This window comes from Paenibacillus chitinolyticus NBRC 15660 (genome assembly GCF_000739915.1).
Taxonomy (GTDB): Bacteria; Bacillota; Bacilli; order Paenibacillales; family NBRC-103111; genus Paenibacillus_F; species Paenibacillus_F chitinolyticus.
On the sequence record NZ_BBJT01000012.1, the window covers coordinates 15,102 to 41,109 of the forward strand.

15 protein-coding genes are annotated in these 26,008 nt (G+C 54.3%); 8 read left to right on the top strand and 7 right to left on the bottom strand.

All coding sequences use genetic code 11. The features are described from left to right. Window positions 1–16 precede the first annotated feature (16 nt). The 3 genes from PCH01S_RS23505 to PCH01S_RS30660 form a co-directional block, all read right to left on the bottom strand. Window positions 17–2,686: a U32 family peptidase gene (locus tag PCH01S_RS23505; RefSeq protein ID WP_042233710.1), complete on the bottom strand. Its 2,670-nt coding sequence runs from the start codon at window positions 2,684–2,686 to the stop codon at window positions 17–19. 333 nt (window positions 2,687–3,019) lie between these two features. Beyond that, entirely contained in the window at window positions 3,020–5,092 is a 2,073-nt protein-coding gene (locus tag PCH01S_RS23510; protein WP_042233712.1) for a glycosyl hydrolase family 18 protein, read from the bottom strand. Window positions 5,093–5,347: 255 nt separating this feature from the next. Next, a complete protein-coding gene (locus PCH01S_RS30660) occupies window positions 5,348–5,599 on the bottom strand; it encodes a hypothetical protein (RefSeq protein WP_129112447.1) in 252 nt (83 codons plus the stop codon). Window positions 5,600–5,899: 300 nt separating this feature from the next. On the opposite strand from PCH01S_RS30660, the gene PCH01S_RS23515 reads away from it, so the two are divergent. After that, entirely contained in the window at window positions 5,900–7,285 is a 1,386-nt protein-coding gene (locus PCH01S_RS23515) for a glycine--tRNA ligase (RefSeq protein ID WP_042233715.1), read from the top strand. A 172-nt stretch (window positions 7,286–7,457) separates the two neighbouring features. Here the strand turns inward: PCH01S_RS23515 and PCH01S_RS23520 are convergent, their stop codons facing one another. Continuing rightward, window positions 7,458–9,602: a methyl-accepting chemotaxis protein gene (locus tag PCH01S_RS23520; protein WP_042233717.1), complete on the bottom strand. Its 2,145-nt coding sequence runs from the start codon at window positions 9,600–9,602 to the stop codon at window positions 7,458–7,460. Window positions 9,603–9,781: 179 nt separating this feature from the next. On the opposite strand from PCH01S_RS23520, the gene PCH01S_RS23525 reads away from it, so the two are divergent. The 6 genes from PCH01S_RS23525 (at window position 9,782) to PCH01S_RS23550 (ending at window position 17,919) form a co-directional block, all read left to right on the top strand. Continuing rightward, complete coding sequence (locus PCH01S_RS23525; protein WP_042233720.1) at window positions 9,782–13,003, top strand: FG-GAP repeat domain-containing protein; 3,222 nt, start codon at window positions 9,782–9,784, stop codon at window positions 13,001–13,003. 123 nt (window positions 13,004–13,126) lie between these two features. Next, window positions 13,127–13,378, top strand: a complete 252-nt coding sequence (locus tag PCH01S_RS23530; RefSeq protein ID WP_042233722.1) for an acyl carrier protein — start codon at window positions 13,127–13,129, stop codon at window positions 13,376–13,378. A 4-nt stretch (window positions 13,379–13,382) separates the two neighbouring features. Then, window positions 13,383–14,576: a class-II aminoacyl-tRNA synthetase family protein gene (locus tag PCH01S_RS23535; RefSeq protein ID WP_042233724.1), complete on the top strand. Its 1,194-nt coding sequence runs from the start codon at window positions 13,383–13,385 to the stop codon at window positions 14,574–14,576. Between the two features lie 11 nt (window positions 14,577–14,587). Next, window positions 14,588–15,493, top strand: a complete 906-nt coding sequence (locus PCH01S_RS23540) for a hypothetical protein (RefSeq protein ID WP_042233726.1) — start codon at window positions 14,588–14,590, stop codon at window positions 15,491–15,493. Window positions 15,494–15,645: 152 nt separating this feature from the next. Next, a complete protein-coding gene (locus PCH01S_RS23545) occupies window positions 15,646–16,797 on the top strand; it encodes an MBOAT family O-acyltransferase (RefSeq protein WP_042233728.1) in 1,152 nt (383 codons plus the stop codon). Between the two features lie 153 nt (window positions 16,798–16,950). Further along, window positions 16,951–17,919 carry a sugar phosphate isomerase/epimerase family protein gene (locus PCH01S_RS23550; protein ID WP_042233730.1) on the top strand — a complete coding sequence of 323 codons (969 nt, stop codon included), beginning with the start codon at window positions 16,951–16,953 and terminating at the stop codon, window positions 17,917–17,919. 78 nt (window positions 17,920–17,997) lie between these two features. Here PCH01S_RS23550 and PCH01S_RS23555 read toward each other — a convergent pair whose 3' ends face one another. Further along, window positions 17,998–18,198 carry a DUF2759 family protein gene (locus PCH01S_RS23555; RefSeq protein ID WP_042233732.1) on the bottom strand — a complete coding sequence of 67 codons (201 nt, stop codon included), beginning with the start codon at window positions 18,196–18,198 and terminating at the stop codon, window positions 17,998–18,000. 303 nt (window positions 18,199–18,501) lie between these two features. On the opposite strand from PCH01S_RS23555, the gene PCH01S_RS23560 reads away from it, so the two are divergent. Continuing rightward, the gene (locus tag PCH01S_RS23560) at window positions 18,502–20,118 is read left to right on the top strand and encodes a nitrite/sulfite reductase (protein WP_042233734.1); all 1,617 of its coding nucleotides are present in this window, start codon (window positions 18,502–18,504) and stop codon (window positions 20,116–20,118) included. A 272-nt stretch (window positions 20,119–20,390) separates the two neighbouring features. Here PCH01S_RS23560 and uvrA read toward each other — a convergent pair whose 3' ends face one another. Both uvrA and uvrB read right to left on the bottom strand, forming a co-directional pair. Then, complete coding sequence (gene uvrA, locus PCH01S_RS23565; protein ID WP_042233736.1) at window positions 20,391–23,282, bottom strand: excinuclease ABC subunit UvrA; 2,892 nt, start codon at window positions 23,280–23,282, stop codon at window positions 20,391–20,393. A gap of 474 nt (window positions 23,283–23,756) precedes the next feature. Then, on the bottom strand, window positions 23,757–25,754 hold the full coding sequence (gene uvrB, locus PCH01S_RS23570; protein WP_042233737.1) for an excinuclease ABC subunit UvrB: 1,998 nt from the start codon (window positions 25,752–25,754) through the stop codon (window positions 23,757–23,759). Window positions 25,755–26,008 lie beyond the last annotated feature (254 nt).

The following is a 26,008-nucleotide window of genomic DNA, read 5'->3' on the forward strand; positions in this document are numbered from 1 at the left end:
GTTCCGATCCGTTGCTTTATTCCATCGTATCCACGCGGCCCCATTTAACAAGCTGACCGCGGGTAACGCCGAGCTGATTAGTCGCTTTGAGCGTCTTCCATACCTGCGTGCCGGTAATGTTGCCGCGGATCGCACGGCGGTACAGGTCCAGCACTTCCTTGACCTTCTCCGGCGATTCCTCCAGGAACTCGACGCGGTAGGAGCGTACGCCTAGCTCAAGGAAGTGGTTCAAGTACTCGGCACCGGACTGCTCAATGGCATTGTAGACCGTGTTGCGGCAGCCTTCATCCACGCGAACCGGATGGGACATGCCGATCCGGTCCTGCAGCGAGGCGCGGTGATCTTCGCAAGGACGCCCGCAGTTCGTGAAGTCGGTGCCTTCGCTCATAAACGTGCAGTACACGCAGTGCTCCGTATGGAACATCGGCATATGCTGCTGGATCACCATCTCCATCTTCGACGTATCCGTGCGCGACAGCATATCCACCATCTGCTGGATATTCAGATCGTACGACGGAGTGACCATGGAGCATCCCGCATCTACGAAGAGCGAAGCCGTCTTATGGTTGGCGATGTTCAGCGAGAAATCGCCGATCAGCTCCGGCTGGTACTCCTCCGGGTTCTCCGCGCGATACTTCATGAAGAAGTACATCGCGCCGGTGTTCCGGATCAGCACCGCATCCGGCCGCAATTTCAAAATATTGCGGAAGTAGCCGGTCTCGCCCGGCATATGAATGCGCGGAGTCGCCAGCGCAATCTTCTTGCCCGCGGCATGAGCGGCCTCCACGGCGGCCGGGAACTGCTTGATGAACTCGAAATCGGCGTAGATCATATCAACGTCGGTTTCGACGGCCGCAAGCACCTGCTCGATGCCGCGGCAGAGTGCGGTCAAGCGCACGCCGTAAGGCTGCGCTGCCTCTCCGCCAGCGGCGGCTCCGGTGCCGTCTGCGGACTTGCCCGCCGCGTCAGGCGTGTGCGCCGGAGCCGCTTCCGCAGACTCCTGCCGGCCGGCCGCATCCGCCCGGCCACTTGCCCGGCGCTCTTCGGCGCTCACCGGTGCCTGCAGCAGCTGCTCGTCGGCGTAAGCGTCGACCTCGCGCTTCATGTACCGGCGCGGCTTCTGGCGCTCGGCTTCGAGCAGCTCCACGGCGCGGCGGCGCAGGGCGTTCAGCTCGCGCATCGGGACGATCACGTCGCCGCTAAGCTGGACGTCCAGTCCGGCCAGCTCGAAGATCGTGCCGCCGAGACGTCCCAGCTGCTCCCCCAGCACCTCTTCGCCGAGAGGGCGCTTCAAGGCCGCTTCCAGCAGCGCTTCGCTTTCCACGAACACACTGTGGTTCGAGGATGGATCGCTCCACCAGCTCTTCAGCGGCTGGCCTGCCGCCCCGGTGACGCGCACGTGAACCGGGAACGTACGGTACGGCTTCTCCGTTTCGTACGTTTGACGCAAGCGCTTGTCGAGCGCCGGATCGCTCGTCTTCCAGATCCGGTCTCCGACGCGGACGCGTCCCAGATCCACATCGTTGCGCCCCGGCACGATTTCGATCAGGCCGCCCTCGGCTTCGCCTTCCATCTTGACGCCTTTGCGGCGCAAGTCGTACACGCGGCCGCCCTCTTCCTTCTTCGTCGGGTCGCCCGCATCGAACACGATCCCGTCTCCGCGTTTGAGCGGCGCCTCAATCTCACATATGACCGCATCGCGCAGAACCTGCTTCACGCGGCCGAGGAATACGCCGCGGCTCTTCGGGAACGTGCCGTCCACGAGCTTCTTGTTGTTCGTTCCTTCGAGGAACCCGCTCGTAAATCCGCGCGAGAAGCTCTGCTGGAGCTCACGGACATCTTCCTTGGACGGCTTCGCATCCTTCCCGTCGAAATACGCGTCGATAGCCCGGCGATACTTGCTCACGACGTTGGCCACGTACTCCGGACTTTTCAGACGTCCTTCGATCTTGAACGAGGTGACACCCGCTTCGATAAGCTGCGGAACCAGCTCGATAGCGGCCAAATCCTTAGGCGACAGCAGGTAAGCTACGTCTCCCATCGGTTTAGGCTCACCGTCGACGATCAGGTCATACGGCAGACGGCAGGCCTGGGCGCATTCCCCGCGGTTTGCGGAGCGTCCGCCCCACATTTCGGATGTCAGGCATTGTCCCGAATAGGAAACGCACAGCGCGCCGTGCACGAAAACTTCCATCGGAAGCTTCGCCTGGTCGCCGATCGTTTTGATCTGCTTCAAGTTGTTTTCGCGTCCGAGCACGACACGTTCGATCTCGAACGGTTTTGTAAACTCCACCGCTTCCGGCGAAGTAATGGTCATCTGCGTCGATCCGTGGATCGGGAAATCCGGGGAGATGTCGCGGATCATTTTGACAAGGCCCAGATCCTGTACGATTACCGCGTCCACACCCGCATCCACACAAGCCTCGATGAGTTCTTTCGCATCGCGAAGCTCGTCCTCAAACACGAGAATATTGAACGTTAGGAACCCTTTGACGCCATATAAATGTAGAAACGACATAATGTCGGACAATTCATCCATCTTGAAATTGTGCGCGCGTGCGCGGGCGTTGAATTTCTCAACCCCGAAAAAAATCGCATTGGCGCCGTTCGCTACGGCCGCCCGCAGACAATCCCAGTCGCCGGCAGGAGCCAGAAGCTCTATATCTTCTCTGCGTAAAGATCGCATGATTCATATCCTTTCATTGTGCAAATCAGGTAACATAACTAGTGTACCTTTGTGAATGTTCGCCCGCAACCCGCAAAAGCCCCCGCGGCGTCCTTTTTTTGTCACCAGATCGAAAAAACAAGCATTCCGGGCGAATTTGCCCTGTATGAGACCTCGCAGCCTGACACTTAGAGACCGCTCTCTTCTAAAAATGGCCAATTTCAATGCATTTTATAAGAAAAGCAAGAAAGGGAACCCTTCGTCCCAATCGTCCCTTTTCCATAGAAAAAGAGCGCCGTCCTAAGACAGCGCCCGCTTTTCTTCCTAATTAAGAATCGCCAAATGAATAAGTGCTTAGTGAGGCAGATCGTTGGAAACGACCGTTTGCAGCGTTTTGTTGCTGTCGGCTTCCAGCTCCCAGAACATGACGCCGCGCAGCCCTTTGGACTTCGCATATTCGTTCTTCGCGTGAATCGAAGCCTCGTCCTCGTAAGTGATGAAAATTTTGCTCGTCGGGTTGTACAAGTAAGGAGTCTTGGTCACGTCGTTCCAGTAACGCGTGAAGCCCAGGCCGCCCACTGTATATTTTCCGCTTGCATCTTTCGTCAGATAGCCTTTGTTCTGCAGGTACGAAAAGTTGAACGTGGAGCCGTCCGAACCCGTGTTGGAGGAGCCGGAGCAGCTTTGATACAGGCCGTCGCCTTTGGCTCCCGCGCTGCAGCCGTTCCAGCCGTAGCCGTAGAACGGTTCGCCTACCGTGATTTTACTAGCCGGCACGCCTTTGTTCAGATAGATTTTGACAGCGGAATCCACATTAAACTGCGGAGTGCCCGCCGGATCGCTCGGATCGTTGTAAAGCGGTGCTACGTGATTGCTGGAAGAATCCCAAGGACCGTGGAAATCGTAAGTCATGATATTGATCCAGTCCAGATAGTTCGCAGCTTGGGTGATCCAGTTCGAAGTGCCGCCCGCATCCGCCACGAAAGTGGAGTTAGCTCCGGACGCGATCGTGATATAGTACTGCTTGCCGTCCTTCTGTCCGGCCGTGTCCAGTTGCTGGCGCAGAGTTTGCAGCAGCAGGATGTAGTTGGCTTTATCCGCCGCGCGCTGGCAGGTTTGACCGGAAGCGCATGGTACGCCGATGGCGTTCGGATATTCCCAATCGATATCAATACCGTCAAAATTGTACTGGCGGAGCAGAGAAACAGCCGAAGTGGCAAAATTTTGGCGGGCTGTCGCATCCGCGGCCGTGTTGGAGAACTGGTTGGACCAAGTCCATCCGCCGATGGAGAAGAACAGTTTCAGCTTTGGATTTTTCGTTTTCAGCTGAGCCAGTTTTTTCAGGTTCTCGTAGCCGCCGCCTTCGCCGACGTCATCGACAAAAGGATCGCCCAGTACGATGGACCCGTTCGGTGCGTTGTTCGCGGAACCGTTGCCGTTCTGGCACGGCCAGGTTTGGGCATTCGGATTCTCCGGATCATTGGAAGGGTTGCCGTGTCTGCCGTTCCAGCAAATATCCAGGAACGCGTAGTTGATCGCGGATATTTTCGTTGCGTCGACATTCGCCGGTGTAAAAGCCGGCGTATTGTACGAAGTCCAGCTAGGGAAGTAGGCGATAATCTCGTTGTTTCCGGCCGGCTGGTTCGTCGTCGTTCCCGTTACCGCCGCGCTTGCGGGAGACACATTGCCCGCCGCATCTTTGGCTTTCACGGTGAACGTGTACGCTGTATTCGCCTGAAGGCCCGTCACCGTGTAGCTTGTCAAGGACGTCGAACCCGCGAGAGCGGTGCCGTTGTACACGTCGTAGCCGGCTACGCCGACGTTATCGGTAGAAGCCGTCCAGCTGAGCGCTACGCTGTTAGCGGTTACATTTCCGACTGTCACATTAGTCGGAGCAGTCGGTGCCTGAGTATCAGGGGCAGCCGTCTTAACGGTTACCGCCGCACTGGCCGCGGATACGTTGCCGGCAGCGTCTTTCGCCTTCACGGTAAACGTGTAGGACGTATTCGGCTGCAGGCCGGTTACCGTATACGCAGTCGTGGTGGAAGTTCCGGCGAGTGCCGTGCCGTTATACACTTCGTAACCGCTTACACCAACGTTATCGGTAGAAGCCGTCCAACTGAGCGCGACGGAATTCCCCGTTACGGTACCCGCCGTCAAACCCGTGGGCGCTGTTGGCGCTTGCGTGTCCGGAACGGCTGTCGACTTCTTCCAAAGCGCCGGTACGTTCGGCGGCTCCCAGCCCTGTAGTGCCGTGTGCGCCTGCACACATTCATAAAGCGATCCGCTGTAACTGACGACGTCGCCTTTCTTATATGCCGTTCCCGGTGCCCATTCCGATGCGCCCAAAGCGCTCAGCGGCAAGGATACGAGCAGCAGCAGGACGACCAGAAGAAACGCTAATCCTCTTTTTGCTTGTCCATTCATCCGTTAATTCTCTCCCTTCATAATTAGGAAACTTTCCGGGACATCCCGTTTAGCCCATTCGGGCACAGCCGTCTCCTTGACTGTCGTTGGTATCTCGCTCGTCAGCCTGTCGTTTTGTCGTTTATCTCCTCCTCCGAGTCTCTGCAAAAGTTAAATGGCTTTAACTTTACAGGCTGCAAAATGTGCATCTGCGGATGCATGCGTCCGGGTCAGTTTTATCACCGCAGTTCTCTTAACACCTAAACAGTTCGACTCTCAATATTTATTTCCTTCCTTTTCCATAAAAAATATTTTGAGTCCCGGCCGCGCGGCTTCCGCATTGATTTTTTGACGCAACTTAGGTAAACTATTCCCAACTGCATACGATGCGGCCGTGAAGGACCAATAGTACCTGAATTTCCTTCGAATCAGCGATCCGGGAATGGTGGAAGCCCGGGCAAGGAACCAGCGAAACGGCAGTCCGGAGCCGCGTGCGGAAAGAAAGGGGATGCGCCAGCCAGGCGCCATTCACCGCAATCCGATCCTTTGTCCGATGAGCGAGTGCCGGACGGGTACGGAATGACGGGGAACGGCGGATATCCGGGCGGAGCATCAACTAGGGTGGAACCGCGGGTGCTCAAGCTCTCGTCCCTAGGCATATCGGATGCCTGTGGGATTGGGGGCTTTTTCGATTGGGCGGCGGAAGGCTCCGTACGAATCTGCGGAGTCTGCTCAGACGGAAATTCCCATGACCCGGGCAGCGATCAGGCGATTTGGCTTGCATCATGTTTTAACCCATTCCCGAAATACGCAAAGGAGCGAACAAAAATGAGCGTCAACATGGATCAGATCGTAGCTCTGGCCAAACACAGAGGTTTTATTTTCCCGGGTTCCGAAATTTACGGAGGCCTGGCCAACACGTGGGATTACGGTCCCCTCGGCGTAGAACTGAAGAACAACGTAAAACGCGCTTGGTGGAAAAAATTCGTCCAGGAGTCTCCGTATAACGTCGGGCTGGACGCCGCTATCCTGATGAACCCGCAAGCTTGGGTCGCATCCGGCCACGTCGGCAACTTCAACGATCCGATGATCGACTGCAAACAGTGCAAAGCCCGCCACCGCGCGGATAAAATTATCGAAAACGCTTTGGATGCGAAAGGCATCGAGCTCGTTGTGGACGGCTTGTCCTTCGATCAGATGAAAGCACTGATGGACGAACACGAAATCGCCTGTCCCGATTGCGGCAGCCGCGACTTCACGGACATCCGCCAGTTCAACCTGATGTTCAAAACGTTCCAGGGCGTAACGGAGTCCAGCTCCAACGTCGTTTACATGCGTCCGGAAACCGCGCAGGGTATTTTCGTGAATTTCAAGAACGTACAGCGCACGATGCGCAAAAAGCTTCCGTTCGGCATCGGCCAGATCGGCAAAAGCTTCCGGAACGAAATCACGCCGGGCAACTTCACCTTCCGCACGCGCGAGTTTGAACAGATGGAGCTTGAATTTTTCTGCAAACCGGGCGAGGACATGAAATGGTTCGAATACTGGCGCGCATACTGCCGCGACTGGCTCTTGAATCTCGGCGTGAAAGAAGACAGCATCCGTCTCCGCGACCACTCCGATGACGAGCTGTCCCATTACAGCAACGCCACAACGGATATCGAGTACCGCTTCCCGTTCGGCTGGGGCGAGCTCTGGGGTATCGCCGACCGCACCGATTACGATCTGAAGCAGCATATGGAACACTCCGGCGAAGATTTCAACTATGTGGATCAAGAAGCGGGCAACGAGAAATATGTGCCGTACTGCATCGAGCCTTCGCTCGGCGCCGACCGCGTCACGCTGGCCTTCCTGATCGATGCCTTCGAAGAACAGAAGCTGGAAGGCGACGACAGCCGCACCGTGCTTCACCTTCACCCGGCGCTGGCTCCTTTCAAAGCAGCGATCTTCCCGCTTTCGAAGAAGCTGTCCGAAGGCGCGCAGGCGATCTTCTCCGACCTGGCCAAAAGCTTCATGGTCGATTACGACGACACCGGCTCCATCGGCAAGCGTTACCGCCGTCACGATGAAATCGGCACGCCGTTCTGCATTACGTATGACTTCGAGTCCGAACAGGACGGCCAAGTTACCGTGCGCGACCGCGACACGATGGAACAAACCCGGATGCCGATCAGCGAACTGAAGGCGTTCATCGAAAGCAAAGTTCAGTTCTAAGACTCATAAGACGCAGGGAGCTGACTAAAAAAGCCCCTTATGAAGCGGGATACAGCCTGAATCGAGAAAGGCTGCGTTCCGCCCCGTAAGGGGCTTCCATACACGAAAAGCCCGGCCACCGCAGGATACTGCGTCGGCCGGGCTTTTTTTCAATGGATGTACCGATCTGGTTCTACACCTTGAACTTCGTCAACGATTCGCTCAACCGGCTGGAGACGTCCTCCAGCTTCCCGGACAGGTGTACCAGCCCCTCGCTCACGCTCTGCTGCTCGCTGCTCAGGGAAGCGACTTCCTCGCTTGTCGCGGAAGATTGCTCCGCAACGGCACTCACGTTAGTCATCGCATCGGCGAGCGTCAGTTGGGACTCGTTCAACTCGTTGATGGAAGTCGAGACCTCATCCAGTTGGATGAGCAGATTGTCCATCTCGTTTTTAACGGAAGAGAACATCTGGTTCGCTTCCTTCACCGACTCCGTCTGTTCGCGGAACAGCGGATATGCGGCCGACAGCGCTTCTACCGTAGCGTCCATCTCGCGCTGAATTTCCTCGGTGATATGGGCTACGTTCACGATCGACTCTCTGGATTGATCCGCCAGATTGCGGATTTCTCCGGCAACGACCATGAACCCCTTGCCCGCCGCTCCGGCGCGCGCCGCTTCAATACTCGCGTTCAGCGACAAAATATTCGTCTGCGCGGTGATTTTCGTAAGGACATCGAGAATTTTACGGATAGAGCTGGTGCTTTGCTTAAGCGTATCGACCCGGTCTACGAGAGAGTGGGTCATCTGTTCGCTCTGCAATGTTTTCTGGGTCAGCTCATCCATCTGCTCGATGCCTCGCTCACTCATCTGCTGCACTTCGGAAGTGGCGATAGACATCCGGATGTTTTTCTCGATCACGTATTTCATCTGTTCGGAAATTTTAGTGGTCAGATCGTTTCCGTTCTCGGCCGCAACCGCCAGGCTCGTCGCCCCTCCGGCGATATCTTCCGTAGCCGTCGCGATTTCCCGCGCCGACAGCGCGGTTTTCTTCGAAGCGTCCGTCAGCTCGCGGGCCGTTTCGAGCACGCTGTCCGCCGAACGGTTCGTCTGATTGACGAGATCCGTGATTTTGCTCATCATGCCGTTAAAGCTCTTGCCCACTTGGCCGATCTCATCCTGACGCTGGGTAAAGAGAGTGCGTACCGCCAGGTTGCCCTTCTCCCCTTCGTTCATCAGATGGCCCAGCTCGACCAGCGGTTTGCCGATCATGCGGCTCATCAGCCAGCCGACTACGATCGCAAGCAGGGCGGAAATGATCGCCACCCAGACGGTCAGCGCGAAAATGCCGTTCGCTTTTTCCGTGATTTCATCCAGCGGCGCGAAGCCGTAAATGAGCCAGCCCGTCTGTTTGCTTTTTGTATAAACGACCAGATTCTGTTCGCCGTTGACGTCCGCCTTCGTGCGCCCCTGATCCTGCAGCTCGCCTTCCAGTTTAACCTCTACCGTCTGGCCGATATGGTCGGCTTTCTCGGTCACCATCAACTGCTGCTTTGTATTCATCGCTTCGATCCTGCCCGTCTGGCCGACGCGGATGCTGGAAAGCTGATTATAGAGATAATCCGTCTTGATCTCCAGCAGGACCATGTAATTGCTATGTCCGTAATCGTTCTTCATTACACGGGCTACACCGAAAGTAGGGAAAGAAAGCTGTGTAAAATACCCGTTTATTTTGGAATCGAACCAGACCGCCTTGCCGTCCGCTTCCTTCACGTTTTTGATGAGAGCCGCATTCTCCTGGATGAGCTTCTCTTGGCCGTAGCCGGTGGAAACTCCTTTTTCGGTCATCGGAATAATGTAGATCCCTGCCAGATTCTCGTCCGTTTGCGAGTATTTCTTGAGGTTGCTGTCGAGATTCATCCGGGCGATGGCGATATCCGAGTCGGAAATATTCGGACGTGCAAGCTGATCCACCGAGGCTCCGACCGCTTTGTCGATCATGATATCCAGCGACATCTTCTCATAAGTCCGGAAAAGAAAATCGAGCTTTTCTCCCGTCTGGATTACGGTCTGTTGAGCCGCTTTCGATACTTCTTCTTCCACTACGCTGCTGGAAGTCTGATAAGATAATGTCCCCACAACCAGAACGGCGACCAGAATACTGAGAAAAAAGATGACGAACAGCTTCGTACCTACAGCTTTCATCGCAGGAACCGAAGTTCCTGTTCCTCCCGGGCCGGAAGGACCGCCCGCCGCAGACTTATTAGGCGCAAGGTTCTGTATCTTTTTGACCGCGCTCTGCCAGACTCCGGCTGCTTTCTCACTCCACTTGTTACTCATAGCAACTCTCCATTTGTCAGAATAATTTTCGCATGGTAGATATTCATCTTTTGTATATATCGGCGCCCGGGGTTTTAATTATGAACCTATTTTTCGGCAAAATTTTTCGGATTCGGCGAATGCGCGGAACCGCGGCGCGGCCGCCCTCAAAGTTAACAAATGGAGGGAGAAGTGCTATAATGGCAAGGATCATATACAAAAATCGAGGGATGAATTTGTCGAAAAAAAGAACCGCCATAGCGGTATTTTGCCTAGCCGCCCTTCTTTTGGCAGTCGGAGCGGCAGCCTTCCTCACCGGGAAGAAGGAGCAGGTCCGTCTGCTTTATGCAACCGGAGGCGATCGCTATGATACGGCGGCATTCGAACAGTTCCGGCAGTCGCTGGCGGCGAATCTGGAGCTCGAACGGAAGCCGATGGATGGATTGTCGGCCCGCAAGCTTCAATCGTACGATGCGGTCGTGCCGGATCCGGAGCTCGCAAACACACCCGACAACGGATACATCCAGAAGCTCCAGGACTATGTGCAGAACGGAGGGCATTTGCTTCTCGACAATGCGTTCGCAAGCAAGTTTCCCGCCGATTTTCTGGGAGCTTATCAGACGCAGCTCATAGTGCCGCCGCAGGCCAAACCGCAGTTTCAATATCCGGCCGTGCCGGTGAACGCTCAAGGCATGCAGGAAGTCATCAAACTTTTCAGCGATAATTTCTTCAAACGTGAAACGATGGACAATCTTCCGGGCTTCTATTGGGGCTACGGCCTTGATCCTTCAACGGCGCAGCCGCTGGTTACGCTGAACGGACAAGCGCTCGTCTCCGTCAATAAGGTCGGCAAAGGAACGGTGCTTCTGAGCAGCACCTTCCTGCCTAACCGGTACTTTATTACGGGCTACGATCTTCAAAGCGGCATGGACCCCGCGCAGGGGTTCGGCAGCCTGGCCGCCAAGTACGATCAGCAGCGGAGCCTGAAACCGGGCACCGCCTATTTCGACAAGAAAGATCTGAAGCTGGAGCCCTACTTCAACTTCGCTTTTTCGGCGGCCAACGCCCAGTTCCGCACGGAATTTGTCTCTTACGTGTCCAAGGAAACCTTCGGGTACAGCGTGACCAAAGTACTCGGCCCTTACGGGCGACCGGCCATGTCCTACCAGAACCATTTCGAGGCCATGCCGGCGTTCAAGGACAAGGAAGCGATTCAATGGGCGGAGCTGACGAAGAAGTACAATCAGATCCCGTCCTTCTCGCTGGTCCGCTCCGCCTTCTATTGGGGGCAGTGGAAAGAGAGCGTCTCCGTCCACTTGAACGGCGGATCCAACGAGAAGCCGCAGTTCAGCGGGGAATCGCCCGCTTCTTATTACAGCAGCGGCATGCATCTGCAGTCCGAGGAAGGCGCCATACGCCTGGCGGAGTATCCGGACTACAAATCGCTGGCCGATCCCGTAGAAGGCCCGCACCGGCTCGTGCCGGCGTTCGCGGACCTCACCGGGGACGGGAAGGAAGACCTTCTCGCCGGCAGCAGCGACGGATACGTCTACGTGTATCCGAACCTCGGGCCGAAGCCGGAGGCTTACGAGCGCGATCCCGCGCCGGGCGGCCTCAAGCTGCCGGATGTGTACGGCAAGCCGGAGAAGCTGCTGCTGACCAGCGGCCAGCCGCTCAAGACCGGTCCGCATGCTTCCGTGCATGCGGTGGACTGGAACGCCGACGGGAAGATCGACCTTCTCGTCAGCGATGCCACCGGGGCCGTGCAAATCGCGCTCGGCCAAGGCGCAGGGCGGTTCGCACCGCCGACCGCCCTGCAGGACCCGTCCGGGCCCATCAAGGTGCCCGGACCGGCCATCGCCGCCGCGGGAGACCTCGGCGGCCAAGGCTTCCCGGACCTGGTCGTCGGAGACGCCGACGGCAAGGTCCGGGTGTACCGCGCGCCGCAGGCAGGCGCGCTGCGCCTCTCCGCCGGCGCCGTAGTCGCGGACGTCGGCGCCAAGTACGCCGCACCGTCCGTCCGTGACATGGACGGCGACGGCCGGGCCGACCTCGTTGTCGGCAGCAACGAGGGGGATCTGCGCGTGTTCCGCCAGGAAAGCGGCGGAACCTTCACCGCCCAGGGAAGCGTGGGCGGCGCCACGCTGAACCAGATGGGCACGAACGCCCTGGTCGGCGGGCACAACTCCGTGCCGGTCTGGCACGACGTGAACCACGACGGCGTGGTGGACCTGATCGTCGGGCAGCTGGAATTCGGCTCGCCGGTTCCGGTCGATTCGCCCTCTTTCCCTTATAAGGCGGAACTGCAGGAGTTCCTGCAGTATACGAAGCAGAATCATCTCGAATTGTATCCGCACATTTATGTGCACAATTTCGTCAGCGACGCCCAGGAGAAGAAGGAGATCGCCCTGCACAAGCAGGCGTTCGAGAATCTCGGCCTTCCCTGGACGATGCCCGGAACGAACCAGCACACCTGGCGGATCAACTTCCCGGACCGGCTTCAGACGCTCCGCAACGAGAACGAGCAGGGAATCTGGTTCAACTTTGGTTTTACGCCGTCACATACGCCTACAGAGCCCCGGCTCGGTACGGATTACATCTGGGGGCTTCCTTTCCTGCTGACGAAGGACAAGAGCGGCAGCGATCAGCCTATGCTGATCTATACGCCGGCTCCGGTGCTTCGCAAAACGGGCGAAAGCTCTACGGTCGATATTTACGATTCTTATATCAAGCGTGATATGCCCATTGATTACTTCGAACACATTGAGTATCATTTCCCTGCCCGCGTAGGGGAACTGGAGGAATTCGCTTCCTTCCTCGATGACATTCGGAATCAGTACGATTATAACTTTATGACGGAAACCCAAATGGCCCGTTCCTTCCTGACTACCTTGAAAACGCAGGTTACCGTGAAGCGCACCTGGGCCGACTATATCATGGACGAAGTGAAAGACCGGATTTCCGGCAAAGGCCTCCATCTGTCTCTCACGATCGGAGCGGATACGTCCGCCGTGCCGAAACAAGCGGCCGAGTACGCCAATACGCCGGGCGTCGTAGTGGAAAAAGGCGAGAAATACGCGCCTTACTCCCTTGCCGCCAAGTCCGACGTATACACCGAACGCAACGGCAAGCTGTACCTCGGCCTTGCCCGCGAGGCCCAGCTTCATATCGGCAAGCCTGCCGAGGAAGCTCACATTGTCCGTGCCAATGTGCCGTTCGAGCTGGATACCCGCGAGAGCGGCACCTGGAAGCTCAATTTGCAGGCGGCCGGTCTGCAGCAAATCAAAATCTACAGCCCGTCTGGACTGACGATCCCGGGGAACCCTGCGGATATCAAGCTTGAACAGGATGCGGCAACCGGCATGTATACACTTACACGTTACGGAGACAAGACGACCATAAGCCTGTCTCTTAAAAAATAAACGGAGGGGCCAGTTAACGCCGTCCCGCTCCCGAGTACAGCCGGTGCCTGCCGTTCCTACGGCCCATCCGGCTGTACGCCTTCTTTACACCAATCTATTCCTGCCTGGGAGGCCCGACTGACTATGGAAGAAATCATGAAGCAGCTGGAAGAACACATCAGAAGCCGCTATGAGATTGAAGAAGACGACGACGATTTCGGCGTAGATGTTCATCTGTTCGATTACGGCTTTATCGACTCGATGGGTGCCACGGCACTGATCGCTCATATCGAGCAAACGTACGGCATTCAAGTGACGAACCAGGATCTGATGCTGTATCCGATGAATACCGTTCGCGAGATCGCCCAATTCATTTCCACGAAAACCGGGAGGTAACACCATGGAATGCAAAATATCGCTGGAGCGGCTTTCCGAAAGCCAGCACGGACAGGTTAAATACGCATCCGCTTTCGTGGATGAGCACATTCAGGAAATTTCACTGGAAGACGGACATCTCCGGATCGTCCATACGTCCCCGAACGGCGACGAAGCGATCCGCGAACGCGTAGAGCGTCTTATCGAGCGTTTCTCCAAGGGCGACTTCGGTTTTAAAGAAAACGTCCTCTTCCGCAACGAAGTTTCCGTCCCATACAACGGCGACATTATCCGCGAACTCGTGGAAAGCAAGAGCATTAAGGTACTGGAGCCGGGCTTGTTTATTTTCCGCGAGCCGTTCTCCTCTCTCATGCGCTTTCTCGACTATTCGTTCGTTACGAAAATCGCGAACCGCTTTCAGGTGAAGGAAGAGTCTTACCCGGCCGTGATTCACTCGGAGACTTTGAACAAAACGAATCACTTCACCTCTTTCCCGGAGCATATCCACTTCCTCACGCATCTGCGCGAAGATTTGGACGTGATCGAATCCTTCTCCGACTCAATCCGTGCCACCGGCGGCTGGAAGGACGAGCTTCCGCTCGATCTGAACGCCACCATGCCGAAGCCTAAATTTACGATGAACCCGTCCACGTGCTACCACTGCTATGAAGGCCTGCAAGGCGAGACCCTCGAAGGAGACGGAATCGTGGTAACGGCTGTCGCGAAGTGTCACCGGTTCGAGTCCAAGAACCATACCGATTTCGGCCGACTGCTCGATTTCTCGATGCGGGAAATTATTTTTGTGGGAAAACCGGATTTCGTAAAGGAAAATCGTCTGAAATCCATCGAATACATTAAAGAACTTGCCGTTGAGTGGGAAGTCGACAGTTTGCTTGAAATTGCGAACGATCCGTTTTTCACCAACGACTTCCAGGTAAAAGCGTCCTTCCAGCGCAATCAGGAGATGAAATACGAACTCCGTTTGACGATTCCGTACCTGGACAAGTCCATCGCCTGCAGTTCCGTCAACTTCCACAGCAACACGTTCGGCAACGCCTTCGACATCAAAGTAGGCAAACGTGCCGCCGTTACCGGCTGCGTAGGATTCGGCATCGAGCGCTGGGCGTTCGCCTTCCTTGCTCAATACGGCATGAATGAAGCCGACTGGCCGGCGTCTTTCCGTGAGCAGTACCATGCTTGGCAACAAAAATCCCTATAAAGAGTGATCGTGTGAACATACTCGCTTTTTTCAAGAAGAACAGCTTCGTCCTGGGGCTGCTTCTTATTTTTGTGGTCGCTGAAGCTCTCGTCATGTGGTGGAATCCCCTTGAAACGAGCCGCCGGTTCGGTAAAGACGACTTTACGAAGACGCTCTACCATCACGACTGGTCGCGCAGCGGAGCTGTATTTTACGGCAATTCCTCCGTTACGGGGGCGTATATCGAGGAGAAGTCGGCAGCCAAGCTGGTCGAAATGGGCTTATCCTACGGGAAGCTGACGGATTTGCAGCAAATTCTTCAACGCGGATTATACACCGTAAAGGATGAGCTTGTGATCGGCATCGATGTGCATACGCTGCTGGACAAGATGGAAACCGACTACCGGTTCCCGTGGAACAAGCCCTGGTACAAGCCGTACGTATACGCGTACCGGGCGGATTTCCTGGATGCGGGCAAGGAACTGGTCCGCAATCTGGCTTTTCAGGGGAGTCTAGCTTATGAGCCCCGCTGGATCGACAAGGAACTTTATCACGGATACGCTACGGAAGAGGCTATGACCAAAAGCTGGGCCCGGTACGAGAAGGATTACAACTGGATGACGCTCAAGGACATGCAGGACAACCTGGACGCGCTCCAATGGATACTGGGTTACAGCCGGGAGCAAGGAATCCCGCTCCGCGTCGTGTGGATGCCGTTCCGTCAGGATCACGTAAAGCCTCCCTATGCCGAAGCCATGAAGCAGGAAGTGAATGCGCGTCTTAAAGCCGCGGACGTTCCCGTGCTTGATCTCATGGACCGTTATGCACCCAAGTACTTCCACGACCTGGTCCACCTTAACCGGGAGGAAGGGGCTCCCCTGTTTACGAAGGAGGTTGACGAATGGCTGCTTTCTTTAAGAAAACCTTCGAAATCCTGATTTATGTAGCCATGCTTTACTTGGTTCTTATTTATTTTACGGGGCAAGGTTTGTTTATCTATGAAGGGTTCTAGCCCAGCCTCCCCATGAGGTCTCACCTGTCCGCTTATGTGTTGATCCACTCATTCTCCGTCCGTTGAAGGAGTCCTGTTATGTTTTATTTGAACATGAACGCGCTGCTCGCCATGTGCGGCATGGTGTTCGTGCTGATGGCAACGAGAAAATGGCCGCAGAACAAACGCATCCTGATGCTGCTGTTCAACCTCGGCTTTCTTTTTCTGTGGAGCGGCAAACTGTTTGCGTTCTATATCGCCTATACGCTGCTAAATTATATTTTCTTCGTATATCTGTGCCGTACACCCGTCTGGCGGAAATTTGCGTTCGCGCTGTTCATTCTAGCCAACATAGGCGCCGTAATCCTGTTTCACATGCTCGGCAAGCAGGGCTCGGCTTCGCTTTTGGCAGACGGCGTGATGACACTCGGCATCATGTTCAACGTCCTCAAAATCATCGATGCGCTGTATTTCGCCTACTTCTTCGGCAAAGACGGCCAAGCCAAGGTGATCGACTACGTGAACTACATTTTGTTCGTTCCCACGTTTACTTCGGGGCCGATCTTAAAGTTCCGGGACTTCATGGCCGATGTAAAAGTGCCGTACAAAGTGGATGCGTCCCAGTTTGAAGCGGGCGTGAAGCGGATTATTTTGGGCCTTTTCAAAAAAGTCGTCGTAGTCGTCTGGATGACCGATCTGTTCAACAAAGTGATGGACCAGGAGCTTCATACCCATCAGAGCCTTTTCTTGATGATCTGGTTTTATCTGATGATTTATATGGATTTCTCGGGCTATTCGGATATTGCCGTCGGCTTCGGCCGTCTGATGGGCATCACGATTCCCGAAAACTTTAAGAAACCGTTCCTCTCTCCCACGCTTACTCAGTTCTGGCGGAACTGGCACGCTACCTTGGGGGATTGGTTCCGTGATCATATCTTCATTTTCTTTTCCCGCAAAACGCCATCCAAGCTCATGACCGCCGGTCTTTCGATTTTCATTATGACGTTAATGGGACTGTGGCACGGCTTCTCTTGGCTGTTTCTGATCTACGGGGTGTATCACGGGGTCATTATCGCAATTGAGAATCTGCTCGGCAAGACGACCGTCATCCGCAGAAAGGTATCCAAGCCTTACTTCTACATGCGATGCCTACTGACCCAGGCGCTTGTCGTCGCGGCCATTATTATTAACTTGAATAACCCCGACGTGGTCTTACGCGTTTACAAAGGTCTTTTCCATCTCCCCTTCTAAAAGAGGCAGGTGGGAAGACCTTTTTATTATTCGCAAAAAGAGCAAGTTTGCCCGGACGGAACTTGTTGCGGCTATCCGCTTCATTTCCGGGCAAAGCGGTGATATAATAAGTGTACGCGCGTTCTTTTTTAAAATCCGTGGAGGTGTACAAAAATGAAGCTAGGCGTATTTGCCGTCCTTTTCGGACAAAAACCTCTAGAAGAAGCACTCGATTACATTGCAGAAAAAGGCCTTGAAGCCGTTGAAATCGGTACCGGCGGTTACCCGGGCAACGCTCACTGCAAGCCCGAAGAACTGCTGGCCGACGAAAGCAAGCTGAAAGCATTCAAACATGCGTTTGATTCCCGCGGCCTGACGATTTCCGCGCTCAGCTGCCACGGTAACCCGCTTCACCCTCAAAAGGCGATAGCCAAACAGTTTCACGACGATTTTATCCGTACGCTAGAACTGGCTGAAAAGCTTGAAGTCCCTGTCGTAAACGGATTTTCCGGCTGCCCGGGCGATCACGAGGATGCCAAATATCCGAACTGGCCCGTTGCTCCTTGGCCGAACGACTTCCAGGAGATTCTTGACTGGCAGTGGACGAATAAAGTTATCCCTTACTGGACCGAAACCGGTAAATTCGCTTCGGACCGCGGTGTGAAAATCGCCCTTGAACTGCACGGCGGTTTCTCCGTTCATACACCGGGCACCCTGCTCCGTCTGCGTGAAGCAGCCGGCGAAGTGATCGGCGCGAACCTGGACCCGAGCCACATGTGGTGGCAGGGGATCGACCCGGTTCAAGCTGTTCAAATTCTCGGCCGTGAAAATGCCATCCATCATTTCCATGCCAAGGATACTTCGATCGACCCGATCAACGTGAATAAGCACGGCATCACGGATATGCAGTCCTACTCGCTTATGCTGGATCGCGCTTGGCAGTTCCGTACCGTCGGCTACGGCCACGATATGAAGACATGGGCGGATATCATCAGCGCCCTGCGTCTGGTCGGTTATGACTACGTCGTGAGCATTGAGCACGAAGACGGGCTGATGTCGGTTAACGAGGGCTTCACGAAAGCCGTCGAGAACCTTCAGCAGATTCTTATTAAAGAACCGCTCGGCGACATGTGGTGGGTGTAACTGAACAAAAAGAAAAGCCTCTTATCAGGAGATAAGGGGCTTTTCTTCATGCGCTGCATATTTGTAAGCGGCAGCTTGTTACCAGCCTTTGATCATGACGAAATCCATGAAAAGGAACACAACCAAGCTAACCAACGCAAATGCGATCGCGAAAACATTTTTTCTTTTGGCCGCGAACAGACGGACCAGACCGATTGCGATCAGGATCGTAAAGATGATCACAAATGGATCGAATCCGGAAAAACTGGATGCTTGTGCTGCCTCTTCTGCAAATAACATTGTGAGAGACCTCCTTCATTTATCCAACCAGGTAACTTAACGAAATAGCCTTTTACTCTCTATGTTATCTCTATCGGGTTCAAGATGCAAGGCCCTGGTCTTGATGTTAACAAGTTTGTCACGATTTATTCATTTCTATGAATAGCGCGGCCAATTATAAACAAAACCTGTCTCTTTCATAATAATTGTTTATACCCGCTTTTGGCCTGCACGGATTTACGCCCCGACCTAAATATGATACGATCAACCTATCCTATATCACACTTTTTCTATCGGAATTAAATATAAAGGGAGGTCGCATGCATGGCTTATCAACCGATCTGGGCTCAAGACACGTCGAAGTTGAACAAGATGGAACTCGTTAAGCTTCAAAAAGACGGACTCGATGTGATTCGTACCATTATTGAAAAGTATGCTCTGGAAGGATACGATTCCATTCCTGAAGACGATATGAATTTATTCAAATGGGCCGGTGTTTATCAGCAAAAACCCAAGGACGGCCATTTTATGATGCGCGTTCGCATCAACTCTGGCGTATTGTCCAGCGCCCAAGCTCGTGCAATCGCGGGCATTGCGGAAGATTACGGACGGAATCTGATCGACGTCACTACGCGTCAGGCGATCCAGTTCCACTGGTTGACCGTTGAAAGCCTACCCGATATCTTTAAAAGGCTGGAAGAAGTCGGCCTTTATTCTTATGAAGCTTGCGGCGACTGCCCGCGTACGATTGTCGGCAATCCGCTGGCAGGTATCGATCCCGATGAGCTTATGGACACGACTGCCCTGGTAAATGAAGTAAACGATTTCTTCCTGATGAACAAAGATTTCTCCAACCTGCCGCGTAAATATAAAATGTCGATTTCCAGCAACGTATATAACTCCGCTCATGCCGAAATTAACTGCCTCGGCTTTACGCCGGCCGTTAAAGTCATCGACGGAGAAGAAGTGCTCGGCTTCCATGCTTGGGTCGGCGGCGGTCTTTCCGCGAAGCCCCATCTGGCCAAACAGCTTGATCTTTTCGTGCGTCCGGAAGAAGTGCTGAAAGTCGCAACCGGCGTAACGGTTATTTTCCGCGACTTCGGCTATCGTGAGAAGCGCCACCATGCGCGCCTGAAGTTTCTCGTGGCCGATTGGGGCCCGGAGAAGTTCCTGGAGAAGCTCATCGAGCTGATCGGACCTATGCCAACCCGGGGAGACGAGAAAGTCGCCGGCTGGACAGCGGCTTATTTTGACGGCGTTCACCCTCAAAAGCAGGAGGGCTACAGCTACATCGGCTTGAACGTGCCGGTAGGCCGTTTGAATGCGGAAGAGCTGCGCGAGCTAGCCCGCATCTCGGACCAGTACGGCCAAGGCACGATTCGCACGACCATGTCCCAGAACATCATTCTGTCGGATATCCCGAACGACCGGGTGGACGATGTTCTCCAGGAGACCGTGCTGCAGCGTCTGACGCCGTTCCCGAAACGTTTCATGAGCCGGACGGTATCGTGCACAGGCAACGAATTCTGCAACCTGGCGATCGTCGAAACCAAGGAACGCGCACGCCGCGTTGCCGAATACCTGGACGCCAATGTGGACCTGGACGAAGAAGTCCGCATCCACTTCATCGGCTGCCCGAACGCCTGCGGCCAGAAGCAAATCGCGGATATCGGCTTGCAGGGTACGCTCGTTAAAACGCCGGATGGCCCGGTAGATGCGTTCGATATCGCGGTCGGCGGTATCCTCGGTCCCGGCGCCCAGTTTAACACGGGGCTGAAAGGCCGTGTCAAAGGGGACGATGTAGGCCCGGTACTGGCCGAGCTTATCCGTTTCTACAAGGAAAACCGCAGCCCGGAGGAAACGTTCCATCAATTCTTCCTCCGCGTAGGCGCACCTGCTTTCCAGGAGAAATTGACGGAAATCCTTACGGTAGCTTCTTAATTTGAAAAGGTCGGAATGAGTTTAATTCGGGTGCAGCTGCCGACCACGCCATTCCCTGAGCCCGAACAGAGCCTTCATGAATCACCTATATTCTAAAAAAACTATAGAAAACGGGCGGGATCGTCTTAAAGCGATCCCGCCCGTTTTTTCTTTATTTGTCCCACCGGACCGGTCCCGACGAAAAGAAGCAGGAACAAAGCGATGCCCGCTTTAATTCCTGCTTCTTTTGTGCTGCACGTCTATGGCTGCGCCCGAACAGAATAGTTCTTCCCCTAGCTGACCGCATCCTCCAGCAGTTCCTTGGCACGCTCGGCGTAGTCGTCCGAACGCTTGCGGTCGCGGTCCAATATCGGCTTGAGATATTGGCCGGTATAGGAGCCTTCGACCTTGACGACGGCTTCCGGAGTACCGGCTGCGACGATTTCACCGCCGCGGCTGCCTCCTTCAGGGCCCAGATCGATCAAATAGTCGGCTGTTTTGATTACATCCAGGTTATGCTCAATAACCAGAACCGAATCACCGTTCTCAACTAGACGGTGAAGCACTTTCAGCAGCCGGTCGATATCGTGAATATGCAGACCCGTTGTCGGCTCATCCAGGATATAGATCGTCTTGCCTGTACTACGGCGGTAAAGCTCCGCCGCCAGCTTCACACGCTGGGCTTCCCCGCCGGACAAGGTCGTTCCGGGCTGTCCGAGCTTCATGTAACCCAAGCCTACATCCAGAAGAGTATAAAGCTTGCGGTGAATCCGCGGTATATTCTCAAAGAATTCGCAGCCATCTTCTATCGTCATATCCAGGATATCGGAGATGCTCTTTCCTTTATAGTTGACTTCGAGCGTTTCACGGTTGTACCGCTTGCCTTTGCAGACTTCACACGGCACATAGACGTCCGGAAGGAAGTGCATCTCGATCTTGATGATCCCGTCGCCTCTGCAAGCCTCACAGCGTCCGCCCTTCACGTTAAAGCTGAAACGGCCCTTCTTATAGCCGCGGATTTTCGCTTCCGTCGTGGAAGCGAAGAGATCACGGATATCGTCGAAGACTCCCGTATACGTTGCCGGGTTGGAACGGGGAGTCCGTCCGATTGGCGATTGATCGATATCAATCACCTTGTCCACGTGCTCCAGACCTTTCATTTCGCGGTACACGCCCGGACGCACTTTGGCTTTGTTAAGATCGCGTGCCAGTGTCTTATACAGGATCTCGTTAATCAAGGTGCTTTTACCCGATCCCGACACGCCCGTTACGCACGTAAATACACCCAGCGGGAATTTCACGCTTACGTTGCGCAGGTTATTTTCCTTGGCTCCTTTAATCTCGAGCCATTTACCGTTCGGCTTGCGCCGCTCGGCCGGAATCGGAATGAATTTTTTACCGCTCAAATACTGGCCCGTCAGGGAGTTGTCATTGTTCATGATCTCTTCCGGTGTACCTTGAGCGATGATTTGTCCGCCGTGAATACCTGCGCCCGGACCGATATCGATAATATAATCGGAAGCCATCATGGTGTCTTCGTCATGTTCCACAACGATCAGCGTGTTGCCCAGATTTCTCATATGCTCCAGCGTCTGAATCAGGCGTGTATTATCACGCTGATGGAGACCGATACTCGGCTCGTCCAAAATGTAGAGGACACCCATCAGCGACGATCCAATTTGGGTAGCAAGCCGGATACGCTGGGCCTCGCCCCCGGATAACGTTCCCGCTGCCCGGTGCAGAGTCAAGTAATCCAGTCCTACGTTTACCAGAAATCCTAGGCGCGCTTTGATTTCTTTAAGAATCAGGTGGGCGATGGTCCGCTCTTTCTCGGACAACCCTCCGTCAAGATCCTCAAACCAGTTCTGAGCGTCTCCGATAGAGAGCTCTGTCGCATGGGCAATGTTGGTTCCCCCTACCGTTACGGCAAGGGTTTCCGGCTTAAGCCGCTGTCCTTTACATTTCGGACATGGCTTGGAGCTCATGTATGCCTCGATGTGTTCCCGGATTCCATCCGAGAAAGTGTCGCGATAACGGCGCTCCAAATTCCGTACGATGCCCTCAAAAGGCACGTAAGCGTCCTTGACGGTACCGAATTCATTCTGATAACGGAAGCGGACACGCTGTCCGTCTGTGCCGTATAGAATGATTTTGAACTGCTCCTGGCTCAGTTCCGACACCGGAACATCCATCGGAATCTGGTAATGGCTGCAAACGGCCGCCAGGAATTGAGGGTAGTAAGTGGATGTGCTTCCCGCCCAAGCTTCAAAAGCTCCCTGGTCGATCGTCTTGTTCGGATCGGACACCAAGAGATCCGGATCTACAATCATCTGACTGCCAAGACCGTCACACTCCGGGCAGGCTCCGAACGGGCTGTTAAAGGAAAACATACGCGGAGACAATTCATCAATGCTGAACCCGCACTCCGGGCAGGCGAGATTCTGGCTGAAGAGAAGTTCTTCCTGGTCGATAATATCGACGATAATGCGGCCTTCGGACAGCTTCAGCGCCGTCTCCAGGGAATCCGCCAGCCGGCTTTGAATATCGTCTTTAACGACGATACGGTCAACAACGACTTCAATGTTGTGCTTTTTGTTCTTCTCCAGCGTAATCTTGTCGGAGAGATCCATGATTTCTCCATTAACACGCACGCGGACGAAACCCTGCTTCTGAATATCGGCCAGCAGCTTGGTGTGCTCGCCTTTCCGTCCGGAAACAAGTGGGGCTAAGATTTGGAGCTTCGTCCGTTCCGGATATTCCATCACCCGATCGACCATTTGTTCGACGGTCTGGGAAGTAATCTCAATGCCGTGGACGGGGCAGTGCGGTTTCCCGATACGCGCGAAGAGAAGGCGAAGGTAATCGTAAATCTCCGTAACGGTTCCGACCGTGGAACGGGGATTCCGGCTCGTAGTCTTCTGGTCGATCGAGATCGCAGGCGAAAGTCCCTCGATGGAATCGACGTCCGGCTTGTCCATTTGTCCCAAAAACTGCCGCGCATAAGCGGACAGCGATTCAACGTAACGGCGCTGCCCTTCCGCGTAAATCGTATCGAAGGCCAGGGACGATTTCCCGGAACCGCTGAGTCCCGTGAGCACGACGAACTTGTCGCGCGGAATGGTCACATCAATGTTTTTCAGATTGTGTGCCCGCGCCCCTTTAATGACTATGTTTTCTCTGGCCACTTTGTACGTACACCCTCTCTATTCGCAGGCCGTCCAGTCCTTTCCCCGGAACATCTGAAAGGTTCCCTTCCCGGGTTCTAAGGCTGAGCTTCCTGTTAGTTAATCTCTTTGATACTCCATACGCTTCAAAATCCAGTCTTTATTGTCTGCTCCGGCTTGTACATACCGACTCTTCGAATATAGCAGAACAGTTTCACACCAAAAAGATATCTATGAAAAAAACCTCTCGTCCAACTGAACTGTCGCTTGAACGCGGGTCCCATTAAATATTAATCAAAAACGTATATACGTCAATATATACGATAATCTATCAATCATGCAACTGTCATCCCCAACTATAAGGGTATACGTACTCTATTTACCACACTTGCCTCGCTTAGTATCAGTTATGCCCGGATTGGTCCGGATATAAGCAGACAAACAGGCAGGATCCCTTTCTGTTCTCCTGCCTGTCTGTGCCGCATCGTTGCTATCCTAACCTTCCGCTTTCAGTTCAAGAAGAGCATCGCGCAATTCCGCAGCTCTTTCAAATTGCAAATTCTTCGCCGCATCTTTCATCTCCGCCTCGAGACGTTCGATTACCGCGGCGCGATCTTTCTTGGACATCTTGCCTGTCTTCACCTCTGCCAAGTATTCCGTCTTCTCTTCGGCAACCTTGGTCGCCTCGATAACGTCACGAATCTTCTTGGCAATGGTTTGAGGGGTAATCCCGTGCTCTTTGTTGTAGGCTTCCTGTATGGTACGGCGGCGTTCGGTTTCCTTAATCGCCTTATCCATGGAATCCGTAATTTTATCGCCGTACATTATCACGCGTCCATGCGCGTTCCGGGCCGCCCGGCCGATCGTCTGGATCAGCGAACGTTCCGCGCGGAGGAAGCCTTCTTTGTCGGCATCCAGAATAGCCACCAGCGAAACTTCCGGCAAATCAAGCCCCTCCCTGAGCAGGTTGATTCCCACAAGAACGTGGAAGGTACCCAGCCGCAGGTCGCGGAGGATTTGCATCCTCTCCAAAGTCTTGATATCGGAATGCAGATAACGCACCTTAATGCCGATTTCCTTGAAGTAATCCGTTAAATCCTCGGACATCTTCTTCGTGAGGGTCGTCACGAGAACCCGCTCGTCCTTCGCGATCCGGTCTTGAATCTCGCCGATAAGGTCGTCGATCTGACCTTTGGTCGGTCTCACTTCAATGATCGGGTCGAGCAGTCCGGTAGGACGGATAATCTGCTGGACCATCTCCGGAGTGTGTTCCAGCTCGTATGGACCCGGCGTTGCCGAGATGTAAACGATCTGATTCACTTTGCGTTCGAACTCCTCGAACTGCAGAGGACGGTTATCCAGCGCGGAAGGCAGACGGAATCCGTGCTCGACCAGCACTTCCTTGCGCGCCCGGTCCCCGTTGTACATCGCCCGGATCTGGGGCAGCGTTACGTGGGACTCGTCGACCATTACCAACATGTCGTCCGGGAAATAATCGAGAAGCGTATAAGGCGTCGCCCCGCGTTCGCGGAACGTCAGCGGTCCCGAATAGTTCTCGATCCCGGAACAGAAGCCCATCTCCGCCATCATTTCGATGTCGTAGCGTGTTCTCTGTTCCAGTCTCTGCGCCTCGAGCAGCTTGCCCTTGCCGCGCAGTTCCTCGAGCCGCTCCTCAAGCTCGCGCTCGATGTTCACCAGCGCACGCTTCATCGTATCTTCTTTCGTTACGAAGTGAGACGCCGGGAAAATCGCGATATGATCGCGTTCACCCAGAATCTCGCCCGTAAGCACGTCGATTTCGGTGATCCGCTCGATCTCGTCCCCGAACAGTTCCACACGGACAGCCTGTTCACTTCGGGAGGCCGGGAAAATCTCAATGACATCGCCGCGGACGCGGAACGTGCCGCGCACGAAGTTCAAATCGTTGCGCTGATACTGGATGTCCACAAGCCGGTGAAGAATCTCGTTGCGGGACTTCTCCATTCCGGTGCGCAGCGACAACAGCAGCGATCCGTATTCCGCAGGCGAACCGAGGCCGTAAATACACGACACGCTCGCTATGATAATAACGTCTCTGCGTTCAAACAAAGAACTCGTCGCCGAGTGGCGGAGCTTATCGATTTCTTCATTGATGCTGGAGTCTTTCTCTATATACGTATCCGAAGAAGCTATATAAGCCTCCGGCTGATAGTAATCGTAGTAGCTGACGAAATAAGACACGGCGTTGTTCGGAAAAAACTCCTGGAACTCGCTGCAAAGCTGAGCCGCCAGCGTCTTATTGTGCGCAATAATGAGGGTCGGACGGTTTAGCTGGGCAATGACCTGAGCCGCCGTAAACGTCTTCCCCGTACCCGTCGCGCCCAAAAGCGTCTGGTGTCTCGTCCCGTTCTGTATGCTTTTGACGAGCTCTTGGATCGCGGAAGGCTGGTCTCCCTGAGGAGAAAAATCCGATACGAGTTCAAACTTATTCGTGCTCTTGATTATTTCATTCAAAATTTATCACCCACCGTCAGGTAGTCAAATTTAAAAGCACGCGGCGGCTTGCACCCCGTATGCCTGTCTTAATACCTATAAACTTTTACCCGTCTTGCTCCGATATAGAACATATATACTTACCTACAACGGAGATATTCGGGCTGCCGGAAATAAGAATATGTGTTCCCGTATAATTATACTCTTTTTATGATCCGGTTGCAAATATTCAGACTCACTTTCATTTCCTTATTTTAGGCGGCAGCCTGGTCTGC

Coding starts and splice junctions, on each gene's coding strand:
- PCH01S_RS23505 (WP_042233710.1), bottom strand. CDS start 2,686: ATGCGATCTTTACGCAGAGAAGATATAGAGCTTCTGGCTCCTGCCGGC.
- PCH01S_RS23510 (WP_042233712.1), bottom strand. CDS start 5,092: ATGAATGGACAAGCAAAAAGAGGATTAGCGTTTCTTCTGGTCGTCCTG.
- PCH01S_RS30660 (WP_129112447.1), bottom strand. CDS start 5,599: ATGGCGCCTGGCTGGCGCATCCCCTTTCTTTCCGCACGCGGCTCCGGA.
- PCH01S_RS23515 (WP_042233715.1), top strand. CDS start 5,900: ATGAGCGTCAACATGGATCAGATCGTAGCTCTGGCCAAACACAGAGGT.
- PCH01S_RS23520 (WP_042233717.1), bottom strand. CDS start 9,602: ATGAGTAACAAGTGGAGTGAGAAAGCAGCCGGAGTCTGGCAGAGCGCG.
- PCH01S_RS23525 (WP_042233720.1), top strand. CDS start 9,782: ATGGCAAGGATCATATACAAAAATCGAGGGATGAATTTGTCGAAAAAA.
- PCH01S_RS23530 (WP_042233722.1), top strand. CDS start 13,127: ATGGAAGAAATCATGAAGCAGCTGGAAGAACACATCAGAAGCCGCTAT.
- PCH01S_RS23535 (WP_042233724.1), top strand. CDS start 13,383: ATGGAATGCAAAATATCGCTGGAGCGGCTTTCCGAAAGCCAGCACGGA.
- PCH01S_RS23545 (WP_042233728.1), top strand. CDS start 15,646: ATGTTTTATTTGAACATGAACGCGCTGCTCGCCATGTGCGGCATGGTG.
- PCH01S_RS23550 (WP_042233730.1), top strand. CDS start 16,951: ATGAAGCTAGGCGTATTTGCCGTCCTTTTCGGACAAAAACCTCTAGAA.
- PCH01S_RS23555 (WP_042233732.1), bottom strand. CDS start 18,198: ATGTTATTTGCAGAAGAGGCAGCACAAGCATCCAGTTTTTCCGGATTC.
- PCH01S_RS23560 (WP_042233734.1), top strand. CDS start 18,502: ATGGCTTATCAACCGATCTGGGCTCAAGACACGTCGAAGTTGAACAAG.